Genomic DNA, 16,338 nt, shown 5'->3' with positions numbered 1-16,338 from the left:
AGTCTTAATAGGGCGTCTAGTCGCTGGGAATAGACCCGAAACCGGGCGATCTATCCATGGGCAGGTTGAAGGTTAGGTAACACTGACTGGAGGACCGAACCGACTACCGTTGAAAAGTTAGCGGATGACCTGTGGATCGGAGTGAAAGGCTAATCAAGCTCGGAGATAGCTGGTTCTCCTCGAAAGCTATTTAGGTAGCGCCTCATGTATCACTGTAGGGGGTAGAGCACTGTTTCGGCTAGGGGGTCATCCCGACTTACCAAACCGATGCAAACTCCGAATACCTACAAGTGCCGAGCATGGGAGACACACGGCGGGTGCTAACGTCCGTCGTGAAAAGGGAAACAACCCAGACCGTCAGCTAAGGTCCCAAAGTTATGGTTAAGTGGGAAACGATGTGGGAAGGCTTAGACAGCTAGGAGGTTGGCTTAGAAGCAGCCACCCTTTAAAGAAAGCGTAATAGCTCACTAGTCGAGTCGGCCTGCGCGGAAGATGTAACGGGGCTCAAACCATACACCGAAGCTACGGGTATCACGTAAGTGATGCGGTAGAGGAGCGTTCTGTAAGCCTGTGAAGGTGAGTTGAGAAGCTTGCTGGAGGTATCAGAAGTGCGAATGCTGACATGAGTAACGACAATGGGTGTGAAAAACACCCACGCCGAAAGACCAAGGTTTCCTGCGCAACGTTAATCGACGCAGGGTTAGTCGGTCCCTAAGGCGAGGCTGAAAAGCGTAGTCGATGGAAAACAGGTTAATATTCCTGTACTTCTGGTTATTGCGATGGAGGGACGGAGAAGGCTAGGCCAGCTTGGCGTTGGTTGTCCAAGTTTAAGGTGGTAGGCTGAAATCTTAGGTAAATCCGGGGTTTCAAGGCCGAGAGCTGATGACGAGTTACCCTTTGGGTGACGAAGTGGTTGATGCCATGCTTCCAAGAAAAGCTTCTAAGCTTCAGGTAACCAGGAACCGTACCCCAAACCGACACAGGTGGTTGGGTAGAGAATACCAAGGCGCTTGAGAGAACTCGGGTGAAGGAACTAGGCAAAATGGCACCGTAACTTCGGGAGAAGGTGCGCCGGTGAGGGTGAAGCACTTGCTGCGTAAGCCCACGCCGGTCGAAGATACCAGGCCGCTGCGACTGTTTATTAAAAACACAGCACTCTGCAAACACGAAAGTGGACGTATAGGGTGTGACGCCTGCCCGGTGCCGGAAGGTTAATTGATGGGGTTAGCTAACGCGAAGCTCTTGATCGAAGCCCCGGTAAACGGCGGCCGTAACTATAACGGTCCTAAGGTAGCGAAATTCCTTGTCGGGTAAGTTCCGACCTGCACGAATGGCGTAACGATGGCGGCGCTGTCTCCACCCGAGACTCAGTGAAATTGAAATCGCTGTGAAGATGCAGTGTATCCGCGGCTAGACGGAAAGACCCCGTGAACCTTTACTATAGCTTTGCACTGGACTTTGAATTTGCTTGTGTAGGATAGGTGGGAGGCTTTGAAGCGTGGACGCCAGTCTGCGTGGAGCCATCCTTGAAATACCACCCTGGCAACTTTGAGGTTCTAACTCAGGTCCGTTATCCGGATCGAGGACAGTGTATGGTGGGTAGTTTGACTGGGGCGGTCTCCTCCTAAAGAGTAACGGAGGAGTACGAAGGTGCGCTCAGACCGGTCGGAAATCGGTCGTAGAGTATAAAGGCAAAAGCGCGCTTGACTGCGAGACAGACACGTCGAGCAGGTACGAAAGTAGGTCTTAGTGATCCGGTGGTTCTGTATGGAAGGGCCATCGCTCAACGGATAAAAGGTACTCCGGGGATAACAGGCTGATACCGCCCAAGAGTTCATATCGACGGCGGTGTTTGGCACCTCGATGTCGGCTCATCACATCCTGGGGCTGAAGCCGGTCCCAAGGGTATGGCTGTTCGCCATTTAAAGTGGTACGCGAGCTGGGTTTAGAACGTCGTGAGACAGTTCGGTCCCTATCTGCCGTGGACGTTTGAGATTTGAGAGGGGCTGCTCCTAGTACGAGAGGACCGGAGTGGACGAACCTCTGGTGTTCCGGTTGTCACGCCAGTGGCATTGCCGGGTAGCTATGTTCGGAAAAGATAACCGCTGAAAGCATCTAAGCGGGAAACTTGCCTCAAGATGAGATCTCACTGGGACCTTGAGTCCCCTGAAGGGCCGTCGAAGACTACGACGTTGATAGGCAGGGTGTGTAAGCGCTGTGAGGCGTTGAGCTAACCTGTACTAATTGCCCGTGAGGCTTGACCATATAACACCCAAGCAATCTGTAGACTCGAAAGAGGCCAGATTGCGGTGTGTGAAGACGAGATGAACCGAAAGTTCGAAACTCACCAAACACCGAAAGCTGTCACATACCCAATTTGCTGAAGCGAGGCCACGAGGCCACGACTCAGTACCCGAATTTCTTGACGACCATAGAGCATTGGAACCACCTGATCCCATCCCGAACTCAGAAGTGAAACGATGCATCGCCGATGGTAGTGTGGGGTTTCCCCATGTGAGAGTAGGTCATCGTCAAGATTAAATTCCGAAACCCCTATCTGCTGACGCAGGTAGGGGTTTTGTTTTAGTAGAAGTCTTAGATTTTTACCGACACGTTGTTTCTGAACGGGTTGGTCACCGAATTTCTTGACGACCATAGAGCATTGGAACCACCTGATCCCATCCCGAACTCAGAAGTGAAACGATGCATCGCCGATGGTAGTGTGGGGTTTCCCCATGTGAGAGTAGGTCATCGTCAAGATTGAATTCCCGAAACCCCTGTCTGCCAGCGCAGACAGGGGTTTTGTCGTTTAGGGCCGGTAATCGGATCGTCCCCTAAATTGCTGTCCCGCTCCAGCAAACCCCGAGGCCGTTGCTATGCTTTGATTGTTGGGCGTAGGCAAAAGGCGCCCGCGATGTGACTGGTCATGGGGATTCCAATAATGAAAAACCCTTATGCTCCTGGCTTCTGGTGCGCTATTGCAGCGTTGTTGCTGCTTTCAGGTACCTATTTCTATGGCGTCATGCTGACCCATCAGATAGATAAGGCATTGATCTTCCTCGATAGCGTGTCTGCGCTGATCGGCGTCATATCCATAGCTGTTGTCGCCTGGGCTTCACTGCAAGGCCAGCGCATCAAGAAAAAACAACTCGAGCAAGGCAAGACCCTGGTGTTGATCTGGGATACAAAGGTTGCGCTACGAAGGGTCGAGACGGTGTTCGATCGCTATTTCTGGGGCAGTTATTGGCAACCGGGGCGCACCTTCCAGGAGGTCATGGGAGAACTCACCGGGACTCCTCTGGAAAAGAGTCTCGAGGCCTTGAAAATCCAGTGTGCCGCTTTGGACGAGCAGGTCGCGCAAGACGATTGGCATTGGCTCAACAATGCGCGCGAGCTGTGCGATGTCGCCAACGCCATGGCTCGGGAGCGCTACCAACTGGATTTTTGCGATGGGCGCGCAGATTCGTCGGGCACGGCGGTGATCAATCGTGATTTCGAAGTGCTGGTATATACCTGGACCGCAAGGCTCAAGACTTTTGATCACCAGCTCGACGAGATCGAAGTCCAATATTCGTAGACCATTTCTCAAGAACACGCTTTTCCCCCTTTAAACATTGGGCTAGCGTGCCTGCCTGATGCTAATCTCCCCACCACTTTTACAGCGTCGAGCCATAGCCCTTTGCGGGTCAAGGAAGACGACGATTTTTTCAACCATGGAATAACGATCGGGTCACTCATGAATAAATCAGCAAGCGTACTTCTCGGAATCGTTGTGGTTATCGGTGCCGTCAGCGCAGGTGGCGCCTGGTATACCGGCACGAAGCTTGAAGGAGTGCTGAATACCGCTATTGCCGACAGCAACAAGCAAATGCAAACGGCTCTGGCCGGCTCCAATGGCACTGCATCGATCGAACTGGTCTCCCTGGATCGCGGAACATTCAGCAGTACCGCGCATTATCGTCTCAAGGGCGAAGGCGAGATGTTTGGTAGCGAACCGGTCGAACTGCTGTTCGTCGATAACATCGAACATGGTCCGCTGCCCTTTTCCCGCCTGATGACGCTCAAATGGCTGCCAGTCATGGCCACCAGTCACACCGAGCTTGAGCGCACCCCGCTGACCGAAAAGTGGTTCGTTGCCGCCAAGGACAAGTCGCCCCTCAAAGGCGTGTTCAACCTGGGCTACGATCAATCCACCAACGGCACATTCGAGCTGCTGCCCCTGGATACCAAGCTGGATGAACAATCCCAGCTCATCTTTTCAGGCCTGAAGATCGACGTGGCTGCCAGCGCCCAAGCCCAAAAGATCAAGGTCGATGGCTATATGGACAGTTTCAAACTGACCACCGTCGCCGAAGACCAGACGCCGGTGCAAGTTGAGTTCAGCGGCCTGACATTGGCCAGTAACCTGACCAAGAGCACCTATGGCTACTACATGGGTGATAACACCCTGTTGCTGAGCAACAGCAAGACCAGCTTCGGCGAGCAGAAATCGGTGCTGGGCCTGAAGAACTTCGAAATGAAGAACAACAGCGCCGAAAACGGCACCAGCGCTTCGGGGCGTGCCGATTACAAGATCGGTGAGTTGTCGTTCAACGACAAAGTCATCGGTTCGGCGCAAATGGCGGTAAGCCTCAAGAACCTGGACATCCCAGCAACCATGTCGCTGATGCAGGTCTACCAAGCCAAGCTGCAGCCTTACGAAAAAGCCGCTGCCGAAGCGGCTGAAGCGGGCGAGCCAGCGCCAGAGCTGAACCTGACCGAGGCGGAAGAGGCCCAGGTCAAGGCTGATCTGGAGAAACTCCTGGCAGGCGCTCCACAAGTCGCCCTGGAGAACCTGTCGTTCAATACCGCTAATGGTGAAAGCCGCGCGAGCCTGGTCGTCGATTTGGCCAAGCCGCAATCCATGGACTTGCCGCCTGATGAACTGGGTCGCCAACTGCTTGCCCTGCTGGAATTCAAGGTGAAAGTCTCCAAGCCGATGCTGGTGGACCTGCTGACTGTGCAGGCGCAGATGGAAGGTCAGACCGATGCCAAGCTGATCGCTGACCAGGCCACCGCCACCAGCGATATGTTCAGTGCCATGGCAGTGGGTACGGAGCTGGCCAAGCTGGAGGGCAACGATGTGGTCACCAACCTGCATTACGCGAACAATCAAGTCGATTTCAACGGCCAGAAAATGACCGTTGAACAGTTCTCGGCATTTGTGATGAGCAAGCTGGGCGGCGGCGTCGCCATTCAGTAATCCCGCTTCAACAGTCCCCCAAACCGGCCTGTGCATTGCGCACGGCCGGTTTTTTTTGCCTGTGAAAAAGTACCACGCTGAAATCTGCATGGATTCTGAAGAATTATGGCGTTCTGAAAGATGACCCTGCGCGCAGTGCCAGACTTGGCCCGTTAGAGCTTGGCTGGGTTCCTTTGACCCGGCCTCCTGTTTGATGGGCAAGGGGGCACTGCGACCCGGCTGGCCATGTAAGGATGCTGACGAATGCCGCGTACTGTGGGTCCTTTTATTCAATTCGGTTTGCGCCCGTTGTTTCGCGTCGCGCTGTGCAGCCAATTGTGCTGGCCGCTTGTGGCGTTGGCCGATTCTGGCTATGACCAGAAGGTGCTCGACGCCCGTGCAGGTCATTACACGCCCGCGTTGACCGTGTTGCGCCAGCTATCGGCCGGCCAGGCCAGTACCGCGCAGATCAGTGATCACCTGCAGATTGCCAGTTGGGCTGGCCTCGATGCCGAGGTGGCGACCGTCTATGAAACCCAGGGCCGCTATCACGACCTGCCGGTCCAGGCGCTGACGGCTGTGGCGCGGTCCTATCGCAACCTCAAGCGTTGGGATTCGGCGACCGATTTGTATCGCCGCGCACTGGCGATCGATCCACAAAATCCCGATCTGCAACTGGGCCTGGCCCTGACCCAGGCCGATGCTGGCAAGCCTGATGAAGCCGTCAGCCGTGCCAAGGCGCTGGTTGCCGCCAAACCTGACGATCCAATGCGCCGTCTGGCTTTGGGTTATGCGCTGACCCGCGCCAATAATCCCCACGAAGCGCTATTTGAATACGACCAGGCGTTCACCCGTGCGGGTAGTCACAAGCCTGAGGTTGCGCGCGAGTATATCTATGCACTGCAACGTGCCCGGTTGCCGGAGCCGGCCCTGCGCCTGGCCCGTCTCCAGCCCGGGCTGATCGACCGTGGCGTGCAGCGCCGGCTTGAAGGCGATGTAGCGGCCGAGCGGGTGCGCCTGGCGGACATGGCCAGCCGCAGCGAAAAGGATCGCTTCGTCATCGCGGATCGCGCCCTGGCTGATTACGACAAACTGCTCGCCACCTGGACCCCGGTGGCCGAGGCCCATGAGGACGTTCTGCGCTGGCGGATCGACCGCATGGGTGCCCTCAATGCCCGGGCTCGCCGGGCAGAGGTGATTGCCGAATACCAGAAACTGGTCGCTGAAGGCGTCGGCATTCCTACTTATGCCTTGCGCTGGGTGGCCTCTTCCTACTTGGAGCAAAGGGAGCCGGAGATTGCCATCGATCTGTATCGTCGCGTACTGACCGCGCCCGATGCCGATCCTGCGGATCGCTTCGAAGACAGCACGGCGCTCTATTACGCTTTGCTGGAAAGCGAACGCTCCGAAGAAGCACGCGCGCTTGCTGAGGATCTGGCGAAATCACAGCCGTCACGCGTGGAGCTTAAAGGGATGCCGATCGGCAACCCTAACGACGAATGGATGGACGCTCAGCAACTCGCCGCCCAGGCGGGCACCTATGGCGCTGACCTGCCTTCCGCCGAAGCGCGCCTGAACGACCTTGTCTATCAAGGCCCCGGCAACATCGGTTTGCGCCTGGCCCAGGCCGATCTGTATCAGGCCCGAGACTGGCCGCGCCGGTCCGAGAACCTGCTCAAGGAAGTCGAGGCGACGACGCCGCGCAGTCGCGATCTGGAAATCGCCCAGGCCCGCGCCGCGATGGATCTGCAGGAGTGGCGGCAGATGGATGCGCTCACCGACGACGTCGTCGCTCGCTATCCGGAGAACGCCCACGTCAAGCGCCTGCAACGCCAGCGCGAAGTTCACGACATGGCCGAATTGCGCATCGAAGCCTACACCGGCAAGAGCTTTGGCGGTGGCAATGGCGATGCTGGTGCGGTGACCGGCAGCCGGGACTTTGGTATTGAAACGTTGCTCTACAGCCCGCCCATTGACGAGGACTGGCGGTTGTTCGGTGGTGCCGGCTACGCCACTGGCGATTTCGAGGAAGGCACCGGCCATCATCGCTGGCAGCGCCTGGGCGTCGAGCGGCGCACCCGCGACATGACCCTGGAAGCGGAAGTCTCCAATCACTCGTATGGCTCCGGTGACAAGCAGGGTGCACGTGTAGCTGTGGCTCGGGACATCAACGACCACTGGCAGTACGGCGGCAGCCTGGATTACCTCTCGGCCGACACCCCGTTGCGGGCTCTCAACAGCGGTATCCGCGCCAATGGCGGAAGCGGTTTCGTCCGCTGGCGGGCCAATGAGAGCCGCGAATGGCGACTGGCTGTCAGCCCGTCGCACTTCAGCGACGGCAACAACCGCCTCGAGACCTTGCTGACCGGCCGCGAAGGCCTCTACAGCGCCCCGAGGTTGCAAGTGGAAATGGGTCTGGAAGTCGGTGCCAGCCGCAACAGCGGTTCCAACGAAGTGCCGTACTTCAATCCGAAATCGGACTTCAGCGTCATGCCGACCGTGACCGCCAACCATGTGTTGTACCGCCGTTACGAAACCACCTGGAGCCAGCAATTCCAGACCGGCGCCGGTACCTACAGCCAGCGTGACTACAGCACCGGTGCGATGGGATTGCTCAGCTACGGCCAGCGTTTGCTCTGGAATGACGTGCTCGAAGCCGGGGCCGCGCTGAGCTGGCTCAACCGCCCTTACGACGGCGATCGTGAAAGCGATCTGCGCCTGCTTGTCGACCTCACCTACCGCTTCTAGAAGAGTTTGAAAATGCCCGTCATTTCGCGATTCATCCTTCTGCTGGGAGTCTTGCTGATCAGCGCTTGTGCCCAGCAAGCCCCGGCGTTCACACCACCTTCGCAACGGCCGGTGGCGGCCAACGACGCGCCGTGGCCGAAAAACCACGTGCTTGGCATCGCCTACCACGATGTCGAGGATCTCGACCCCGACCAGGCTCTCGTGGCCGTGCGTACCGAACGCCTGATCGAACAGTTGGCCTGGCTGCGGGAAAACAACTACCAGCCGGTCACCGTCGACCAGATCATCGCCGCCCGCAATGGTGGCCCGGAACTGCCGCCGCGCGCGGTGCTGCTGAGTTTCGACGACGGCTACTCGAGCTTCTACACCCGCGTCATGCCGATCCTGCGCGCCTATAACTGGCCGGCCATCCTGGCGCCGGTCGGCAGTTGGGTCGACACGCCGCAGGGCCAATCGGTGGATTTTGCCGGTGTGCCGCGCAAGCGTTCCGAGTTCCTGACGTGGGAGCAGGTTCGTGAGGTTTCGAAGTCGGGCCTGGTGGAAATTGCCGCCCACACCGACGCCAATCACAAAGGTATCCTCGCCAACCCGCAAGGCAACCAGCAACCCGCCGCGACCACCCGGCACTACGATCCTGCGACTGGTCGCTACGAAAACGAGGCCGATTTCCAGGCTCGCATGCGCAAGGATGTGGCGACCATTTCCGAAAAGATCCGCAAGGTTGCCGGCTACAGCCCGCGCGTCTGGGTCTGGCCCTATGGCGAAGCCGACGGCACTGCGTTGCAGGTCATCGGCAGCGAGGGCTACCAGATGGCGCTGACTCTGGAGGATGGTCTCGACAGCCTCGATAACCTGATGGATGGCCCGCGTTTCCTGGTGTCGTCCGATCCGGACGGCGCGCACTTCGCCGAAAGCATCTCTTCCGTGCAAACGATCGACCCGATGCGGGTGGTCCACGTCGATCTGGATTACGTCTACGATTCGGACCCGGCGCAGCAAGAAGCCAACGTCGGCAAACTGGTCCAGCGCATCTACGACCTGGGCGCCAACACGGTGTTCCTGCAGGCGTTCGCCGACCCGAAAGGTGACGGCCTGGTCCACTCCCTGTACTTCCCCAACCGTCATCTGCCGGTGCGCGCCGATCTGTTTGACCGGGTTGCATGGCAATTGCGTACCCGGGCCAACGTCAAGGTCTATGCCTGGATGCCGGTGCTCAGCTTTGCCCTGGACCCGAAACTGCCCCGCGTGCTGCGCTGGGATCCGAAGACCGGCAAGACCGGTGTCGCCCCGGACCAGTACGTGCGCCTGTCGCCATTCGACCCGAACGTGCGCAAGGTCATCGGCGAAATCTACGAAGACATGGCGCGGATGAGCTCGGTGGATGGTGTTCTTTACCATGACGACGCGGTGTTCTCCGACTTCGAGGACGCCAGCCCCGCCGCGATGAAAGTCTATGCCGCCCACGGCTTGCCGCAATCCATCGCCGCCCTGCGCGATGACCCGGCTGCCATGCAGCGCTGGACTCGCTTCAAGAGCCGCTACCTGATCGATTTCACAGCCGAGCTCACCGCCAAGGTCCGGGCGATACGTGGCCCGCAGGTGCGCACGGCGCGCAATATCTTTGCCGAGCCGATGCTCAACCCGGAAAGCGAAGCCTGGTTCGCCCAGAACCTCGACGATTTTCTCGCCGCGTACGACTGGACTGCACCGATGGCCATGCCATTGATGGAAGGGCAGACCCGCGAGCAATCGGGCCCCTGGCTCGAGCGATTGGTGGAAACCATCAAGGCCCGCCCGGGTGCGCTCAAGCGTACGGTGTTCGAGCTGCAAGCCCGCGACTGGCACAGCAAGCCGGTGGCCGACATCGAAGGCGAACAACTGGCCGACTGGATGGGGCGCCTCAAGCGTCAGGGCGTGACCAGTTTCGGTTACTACCCGGACAACTTCATCGAAGACCAGCCCGCCGTGAAAGCCGTGCGGCCTGCGCTCTCCAACAAGTGGAATCCTTGACATGTTCGACAGACTGCTCGCCGTCCTGGTGCTGGCGATTGTCCTTGGGGTGCCCCTGGGCCTGATTTTCCTGGTCACCGGGCAATTCCTGATGGACTTCGTGTTCTTCTACCCGCTGTTCATGTCCGGCCTGTGGATCGCCGGTGGCCTGTATTTCTGGCTGCACTGGGAGCGCCACTGGCCATGGAAGGACGACACGCTGCCGCCGCCCCTGGCCGGCGAGCCGCTGATCAGCATCCTGGTCCCGTGTTTCAACGAAGGCGACAACGTTGCCGACACGATTCACGCCGCGCTGGGCCAGCATTACCCGAACATCGAAGTCATCGCCATCAACGACGGCTCCAAGGACAACACTGCCGAAGTGCTCGACCGGCTGGCCGCCGAGGACCCACGTTTGCGCGTGCTGCACCTGGCGGAAAACCAGGGCAAGGCCGTGGCCCTGCGCATGGGCGCCATTGCTGCACGCAGCGAATACCTGGTGTGCATCGACGGGGATGCGCTGCTGGCGCCCAACACTTGCGCCTACCTGGTTGCACCGATGCTGGATAACGCCCGCCTCGGCGCGGTGACCGGCAACCCGCGCATCCGCACCCGTTCGACATTGGTGGGCCGGGTCCAGGTCGGCGAGTTTTCCTCGATCATCGGTTTGATCAAGCGCACCCAGCGAGTCTTCGGGCGGATCTTTACCGTGTCCGGCGTGATCGTCGCGTTCCGGCGCACGGCCCTGCACCGGGTCGGCTATTGGAGCCCGGACATGATCACCGAAGACATCGACATCAGTTGGAAACTGCAACTGGACCACTGGAGCATCTTCTACGAGCCCCGCGCCCTGTGCTGGATCCTCATGCCCGAAACCCTGCGCGGCCTCTGGCGGCAACGCCTGCGCTGGGCCCAGGGTGGCGCCGAGGTGCTGTTCAAGAATATCCGCGGTATCTGGCAATACCGTCACCGTTACCTGTGGCCGCTGCTGTTCGAATACTGCCTGTCCACCGGCTGGGCGTTCACCTTCCTGTTGTCGGTGATCTTCTGGGGCGCCGGTAAATTCGTCGAGATGCCTGCGGCTATCGCAGTAGACCACCTCATGCCGCCGGCCTTCACCGGGCTGCTGCTGGCGGTGGTGTGCCTGATGCAGTTCGCGGTGAGCATCCTGATCGACCGCCGCTACGAAAAAGGCCTGTGGCACATCATGTTCTGGGTGGTCTGGTACCCGCTGGTGTTCTGGCTGATCAGCCTCTTCACCACCCTGGTGAGTTTCCCCAAGGTGTTGTTCGGCCAGCATCAGAAGCGTGCCCGCTGGGTCAGCCCGGATCGCGGGATCAAACCGTTCGATGACGAAGAAGAGGAAGTGATCCGATGAAAATTATCAGGACCCGGCAGCGACCCTTTCTGGTGGTCATCGATGTGCTCTTTACGGTGCTGGCGTGGGTCGGGCTGTTGTATCTACTGGTGAACGGGCTGTGGCCGCTGTTCGACAGTCACGCCGGCCCGCGCGTGGGCGGTTCATTGTTCGACACCCTGGGGACGTTGCAGATCTACGGCTGGATCGCGTTGGTCAACACAATCATCCTGATCACCTGGGCGCGTTATCAACAGCGCAAGAGCCGTAGCTTTGCCCAGCGACGGCTGCCGAGGCCGGCCGTGGACGACCAGGGCCTGAGCGCCAGTTTCAAGTTGACCGACGAACGCTTGGAAACCTTGCGCCAGCCTGGGTCGAAGATCATCCACAACAATCAGGATGGGGATATCAGCCACGTGGTGCCGCATTTCCATTTGCTGAGCCCGGACTTGCAGCCACCGCCCCTGGCCCCGTTGGAGCGACCACGGGTGATCCATTTACCGGCGGATCACTCCGCGTAAGCGCAGCTGCGACTATTTCTTTGTGGGAGCGAGCTTGCTCGCGATAGCGGAGTGTCAGGCAACCGTGTTGCTGCCCGAGCAGACGCCATCGCGAGCAAGCTCGCTCCCACAGGTTTTGTGGCGTTTTTAAAGACAAGCTACGCCGAAAAGTCCCGAACCAGCCGCCAAGCCTCATCCACGGGCAGCGGTTGTTTCATGCGCTGGGCCAGTGCTGCCATGGCCCGGCCTTCATCGCAGGCCACGACTGCCGCGACGAGGCCGTCCTTGCCGAGCAGCGCGATAAAGGGCGGATGCTCGGGTGCGCCTTTGAATTGCACCTCATCCCATTCCTCTGCGTGGCCCAGATAGTCGTAGCGCTTGCCGAAGTGATACGTCCAGAAGAACGGCACGTCCAGGTAATGCTCTTCACCACCGAGCGTATTCGTCGCGGCGATCCGGGCCTGTTGCTGGGCCAGGCGCCAATGTTCGATGCGCCGGGGCTGGCCGTTGAGGGGAAAGGTCGCGATGTCGCCCACGGCCCATACGCCATCGGTCACGCGCATGCCGTCGTCGACGATCAACGATTCATCATTCTCTCGTGGCAGGTTGGCGAACGGCTCCGTGGCCGGATGCACGCCGACACCGATGATGACCAGGTCCGCCGCAAAGCGTTGGCCGTTATCCAGCACCACGGCTTCGGCCTTGCCCGTGCCTTCGATTCGCGCTGCTTCGCCTTCGCTGTGATACACCACCCCATTGGCGCGGTGCCTTGCCAGGATCGCCTTGCCGATGCTGTCGCCGAACTGCTTGGCGAACGGCACCGGATGACGGGCCAGGACGGTGACGCTCAGTTCGCGTTTGCGCAGGGAGGAGGCAACTTCCATGGCGATGAAGCTGTCGCCGATGATCACCGCCTGTTGCCCCGGCTGGGCACGGTCGAGGATCTGCCTGCTGTCGGCCAAGGAGCGCAGGGTGAAAACATTCGGCAGGTCGAGCCCTGACAAGCCGGGCGTCTTGGGCACACCGCCGGTGGCGAGGAGCACCGCGTCGTAGCTCAACGTTTCGCCGCTGGCGAGGCGGATCTGGTGTGCATCCACATCAAGGTCGGTGACTTCGCCATGGCGCCGTTCGATGCGTTGCTGGGTGAAATAAGTTTCATCGCGCAGGGGCGGGGTCTTGTCCGCCGCCATGTCGCCAGCCAGGACATATTTGCTTAAGACGGTGCGGTCATAGCCGGCCTCGGCTTCCCGGTCGAGCATCAGGATCCGCCCACCGAAACCCTTCTCGCGCAACGCAGCCGCGCACGCTGTGCCCGCCGCGCCGGCGCCGATGATGACGAAGGTACGCGGATCATCGGCCGGCGGGATTTTCTCGGCCGGCAGTGGTTGGTCATCGACCCAGACTTCGTCGCCGCGCACCTCCACGTGATAACGCTCCAGGCTGTCGAGGGCCGGCGGTTCGCACAGGGCGCCGTCTTCGGCGCGAAATGCCGCTTTGTGCCACGGGCAGATCAGCCGGCCGTGGCACACCGCCCCCTTGGCCAACGGTGCGCTCGGCATGTGGGCATTTGCCTTGGAATGCCCGCACCTGACCGCCGGCCCGCAGCAGCAGGACGGGTGATTCATTGAGGCTGACTTCGAGGCCGCGGTCCTCTCGCACATCAGCGAGGCGGGCGACTTGATGCATGGGCATGGTCGTTCTCCGGCAGGCGTTTCCCGTTGGAGTCGAGCAATTGGAGTGAGGTTCAGCGTAATTGTCACTGCAACCGGGCCGGCGCTGCGGCTATAGTTCGCAGGCCGTCCATGGCCTGAACCGCATTCAAGGTGCCCGGTATGACCCGATTGACTTCCCTTTCCTCCTGGCTCGCGGCCGTCACCCTCGTGCTGTGCGCACAAGGGGTCCAGGCTGAAGAGCGTTTTACCCTGAGCATTCCCGGTGTGTCGGACGACCGCCTCTTCACCGCAGCGGCCGCCAGTGACGCCAACAAATGCGGCGGCAAGAATATTTCCCCGGCCTTGAGTTGGAACGCTGGTCCTCCGGGCACCCTCAGCTATGCCATCGTCATGCTCGACCCCGACGGCCAGCGGGGGCAGGGTGTCGATCATTGGATTCATTATGGAATCAAGCCCAGCACCCGGCAGATTCCAGCAGGCGCGGGCACCAAGTCCTCGCTGGAAGGCATGAGCGGTCTCAATAGCAAGAACACCCCTGGCTATATCGGCCCGTGCCCGCCCATTGGCGACAGTGCCCACCATTACCTGATCCAGATTTTCGCCCTGGACCTGCCGCCCGAAGCTTTGCCCGCCGGCCTGACTCGCACCCAATTGATGGAAAAACTCAACGGCCATGTACTGCGCAACAGCAGCGTGGTGCGCCGCTATCACCGTTGATCGTGCATAAACCCGGGGCGAGGGCGCTCGCTCCCGCAGGGCTGCACAGCAGTCCCAATCGTCACGGAAGTTGGCATCGAGCGCCAAAAGCGAGCACTATCGGCCCGTGTTCACTCATGCCGGAGGATGGCGATGACGCAGAAAACCGACGGCATCGGCCGCCTCAAGAACTGCCCCACCAAGGGCGACGAGATACGCCGGGCCATCGCCCAGAGCCGCAAGGATTTCCTGCCTGCTGACGAGGCCGCAGACGCCGAGCCAGGCCAATCGCCCGCGCAGCCCGTGGACAAAGATCCCGCTGCCTGAGCCGTTGCCTTCTTTCCACTCACTTTCAAACTTGCCTATGACTGCCTCGACTCATCTGCCAGACGCGCGGTTCAGCCGATCCGACTACAAGACCCTGGGCCTGGCCGCCCTCGGCGGTGCGCTGGAAATCTATGATTTCATCATTTTTGTCTTTTTCGCCCTGACCCTCAGCCAGCTGTTCTTCCCGCCAGAGATGCCCGAGTGGCTGCGCCTGCTGCAAAGCTTCGGGATTTTCGCCACCGGCTACCTGGCCCGGCCCTTGGGCGGAATTCTCATGGCGCACTTCGCCGATCGCCTGGGGCGCAAGCGGGTGTTCAGCTTGAGCATCCTCATGATGGCCTTGCCGTGCCTGCTCATCGGCGTGATGCCGACTTACGCGCAGATCGGCTATTTCGCCCCGTTGCTGTTGCTGGCGTTGCGCATCCTGCAAGGCGCGGCGGTGGGCGGCGAAGTGCCCAGTGCCTGGGTCTTTGTCGCTGAACATGCGCCGCTGCGACATCGTGGCTATGCCCTGGGGTTTCTCCAGGCGGGCCTGACTTTTGGCTATTTGCTCGGCGCCCTGACCGCCACCGCGCTGGCGCGGATTTATACCCCGACGGAAATCCTCGACTACGCCTGGCGCCTGCCGTTCCTGTTGGGCGGCATCTTCGGCGTGATTGGCGTCTGGCTGCGCCGCTGGCTCAGCGAAACGCCGATCTTCATGGCGCTGCAAGCCAATCGTGAGGGGGCGGCGGAACTGCCGCTGCGCACGGTCCTGCGCGACCATCGCCACGCCTTGCTGCCCGCTGCGATCCTCACCTGCGTGCTGACCTCCGCCGTGGTCGTGTTCGTCGTCATCACCCCAACCGTGATGCAGAAAAGCTTCGGCCTGACCCCCAGCCACACCTTCGCCCTGAGCAGCCTCGGCATCGTTTTCCTGAACATCGGCTGCGTCCTGGCCGGCCTCATCGTCGACCGCATTGGCGCCTGGCGCACCGTCATGCTCTACAGCCTGCTGCTGCCCCTGGGCATCGCCGTGCTCTATGCCAGCCTGATCAGTGGCAGTGCCTGGCTGGGCCTGGCCTACGCAGTGGCCGGGCTGGGTTGTGGCGTGGTCGGCGCGGTGCCATCGGTGATGGTCAGCCTGTTCCCGCCGAAGATTCGCGTGTCCGGCATCTCGTTCACCTACAACATCGCCTACGCGCTGTGGGCCAGCATGACGCCGTTGGTGTTGATTGCGCTGGTGCCATGGAGCCCGTGGGTGTGCGTCGGATATTGCGTGGTGATGGGGGCGGTGGGCGTGACCGCGGCGGCGTATTTCCCGGGGCGGGGTGAGCGTGTTTATGGTTCGGCGCTAGCGTCGGAACCCTGACTACAATCCGCAAAATTTGTTGTAGGCCTTTTCTGAAACAGTATGAACCGACCTGATTCGAGGTAGATTCAACGCACATTGTGTTTACCATGGGCATCTCTTCTGTCGGGGAGCCTTGCATGAAAGCCAGTACAACCATTGCTACGTTTCGTCGGTTGCGGACCCAGCCATTGTGGCGGTTGTTGGCCTCCGATCATGGGCCGCTGACCCTGGGCTTGCTCCAGACCCATCTGTACGAAAGCGAGCGGGGTCTGCCCGCATCCATCTTCCATGAGCGTATCGAGCGGGAACTAGAAGAGCTTCGCGTGCGAGGCGAGCATCTGGGAACAGCGCAAAGCTATATAGCGGTCTGGCTGTCGGAAGGCTACCTCGAACGGCGCTTCCCGCCAGGCGCGTCGGAAGAAGAATATGAATTGTCCACCGCAGTTAGTGATTGAAGAGGTTGTGCATTCGTCAGGCTCCTTACACAGGAATAT

Annotated in this window: 10 protein-coding genes, 3 rRNA genes and 1 pseudogene (1 of these 14 only partly in view); 13 read left to right on the top strand and 1 reads right to left on the bottom strand. The window is 59.9% G+C overall.

Features of this window, described 5'->3' with window-relative positions; translation table 11 throughout:
* From AB4N42_RS02315 to pgaD, 9 genes are all read left to right on the top strand, one after another.
* Positions 1-2,265 (top strand): 23S ribosomal RNA (locus tag AB4N42_RS02315) (it extends 627 nt beyond the left edge of the window).
* Positions 2,266-2,421: 156 nt separating this feature from the next.
* Positions 2,422-2,537 (top strand): 5S ribosomal RNA (gene rrf / locus AB4N42_RS02310).
* 107 nt (positions 2,538-2,644) lie between these two features.
* A 5S ribosomal RNA gene (rrf, locus tag AB4N42_RS02305) occupies positions 2,645-2,760 on the top strand.
* 181 nt (positions 2,761-2,941) lie between these two features.
* Positions 2,942-3,577 carry an NADH:ubiquinone oxidoreductase subunit N gene (locus tag AB4N42_RS02300; protein ID WP_198798004.1) on the top strand — a complete coding sequence of 212 codons (636 nt, stop codon included), beginning with the start codon at positions 2,942-2,944 and terminating at the stop codon, positions 3,575-3,577.
* 159 nt (positions 3,578-3,736) lie between these two features.
* Entirely contained in the window at positions 3,737-5,242 is a 1,506-nt protein-coding gene (locus tag AB4N42_RS02295) for a YdgA family protein (RefSeq protein ID WP_323155458.1), read from the top strand.
* Positions 5,243-5,485: 243 nt separating this feature from the next.
* A complete protein-coding gene (pgaA, locus tag AB4N42_RS02290) occupies positions 5,486-7,969 on the top strand; it encodes a poly-beta-1,6 N-acetyl-D-glucosamine export porin PgaA (RefSeq protein WP_460115815.1) in 2,484 nt (827 codons plus the stop codon).
* Between the two features lie 12 nt (positions 7,970-7,981).
* Complete coding sequence (pgaB, locus tag AB4N42_RS02285) at positions 7,982-9,979, top strand: poly-beta-1,6-N-acetyl-D-glucosamine N-deacetylase PgaB (protein ID WP_460115814.1); 1,998 nt, start codon at positions 7,982-7,984, stop codon at positions 9,977-9,979.
* A gap of 1 nt (position 9,980) precedes the next feature.
* Positions 9,981-11,336 carry a poly-beta-1,6-N-acetyl-D-glucosamine synthase gene (pgaC, locus tag AB4N42_RS02280; protein ID WP_198798007.1) on the top strand — a complete coding sequence of 452 codons (1,356 nt, stop codon included), beginning with the start codon at positions 9,981-9,983 and terminating at the stop codon, positions 11,334-11,336.
* Positions 11,333-11,836 carry a poly-beta-1,6-N-acetyl-D-glucosamine biosynthesis protein PgaD gene (gene pgaD, locus AB4N42_RS02275; protein WP_460115813.1) on the top strand — a complete coding sequence of 168 codons (504 nt, stop codon included), beginning with the start codon at positions 11,333-11,335 and terminating at the stop codon, positions 11,834-11,836. Before pgaC ends, pgaD begins: the two co-directional genes overlap by 4 nt.
* 137 nt (positions 11,837-11,973) lie before the next feature.
* Here pgaD and AB4N42_RS02270 read toward each other — a convergent pair.
* Positions 11,974-13,507, bottom strand: a pseudogene (locus tag AB4N42_RS02270) (FAD-dependent oxidoreductase).
* 140 nt (positions 13,508-13,647) lie between these two features.
* On the opposite strand from AB4N42_RS02270, the gene AB4N42_RS02265 reads away from it, so the two are divergent.
* The 4 genes from AB4N42_RS02265 to AB4N42_RS02250 all read left to right on the top strand — a co-directional run bounded on the left by AB4N42_RS02265 (position 13,648) and on the right by AB4N42_RS02250 (position 16,299).
* Positions 13,648-14,205, top strand: a complete 558-nt coding sequence (locus AB4N42_RS02265; protein ID WP_030142204.1) for a YbhB/YbcL family Raf kinase inhibitor-like protein — start codon at positions 13,648-13,650, stop codon at positions 14,203-14,205.
* Positions 14,206-14,337: 132 nt separating this feature from the next.
* Positions 14,338-14,511, top strand: a complete 174-nt coding sequence (locus tag AB4N42_RS02260) for a hypothetical protein (RefSeq protein ID WP_460115812.1) — start codon at positions 14,338-14,340, stop codon at positions 14,509-14,511.
* A 37-nt stretch (positions 14,512-14,548) separates the two neighbouring features.
* On the top strand, positions 14,549-15,862 hold the full coding sequence (locus AB4N42_RS02255; RefSeq protein WP_334598603.1) for an MFS transporter: 1,314 nt from the start codon (positions 14,549-14,551) through the stop codon (positions 15,860-15,862).
* A gap of 119 nt (positions 15,863-15,981) precedes the next feature.
* Positions 15,982-16,299: a DUF3375 family protein gene (locus tag AB4N42_RS02250; protein WP_460115811.1), complete on the top strand. Its 318-nt coding sequence runs from the start codon at positions 15,982-15,984 to the stop codon at positions 16,297-16,299.
* Positions 16,300-16,338: the final 39 nt, after the last annotated feature.

The sequence above is a fragment of the Pseudomonas sp. H2_D02 genome, assembly GCF_054677635.1.
The sequence above is the reverse complement of the archived record's forward strand: the minus strand, read 5'-3'. Positions and strand labels throughout refer to the sequence as shown.

Coding starts and splice junctions, on each gene's coding strand:
- AB4N42_RS02300 (WP_198798004.1), top strand. CDS start 2,942: ATGAAAAACCCTTATGCTCCTGGCTTCTGGTGCGCTATTGCAGCGTTG.
- AB4N42_RS02295 (WP_323155458.1), top strand. CDS start 3,737: ATGAATAAATCAGCAAGCGTACTTCTCGGAATCGTTGTGGTTATCGGT.
- pgaA (WP_460115815.1), top strand. CDS start 5,486: ATGCCGCGTACTGTGGGTCCTTTTATTCAATTCGGTTTGCGCCCGTTG.
- pgaB (WP_460115814.1), top strand. CDS start 7,982: ATGCCCGTCATTTCGCGATTCATCCTTCTGCTGGGAGTCTTGCTGATC.
- pgaC (WP_198798007.1), top strand. CDS start 9,981: ATGTTCGACAGACTGCTCGCCGTCCTGGTGCTGGCGATTGTCCTTGGG.
- pgaD (WP_460115813.1), top strand. CDS start 11,333: ATGAAAATTATCAGGACCCGGCAGCGACCCTTTCTGGTGGTCATCGAT.
- AB4N42_RS02265 (WP_030142204.1), top strand. CDS start 13,648: ATGACCCGATTGACTTCCCTTTCCTCCTGGCTCGCGGCCGTCACCCTC.
- AB4N42_RS02260 (WP_460115812.1), top strand. CDS start 14,338: ATGACGCAGAAAACCGACGGCATCGGCCGCCTCAAGAACTGCCCCACC.
- AB4N42_RS02255 (WP_334598603.1), top strand. CDS start 14,549: ATGACTGCCTCGACTCATCTGCCAGACGCGCGGTTCAGCCGATCCGAC.
- AB4N42_RS02250 (WP_460115811.1), top strand. CDS start 15,982: ATGAAAGCCAGTACAACCATTGCTACGTTTCGTCGGTTGCGGACCCAG.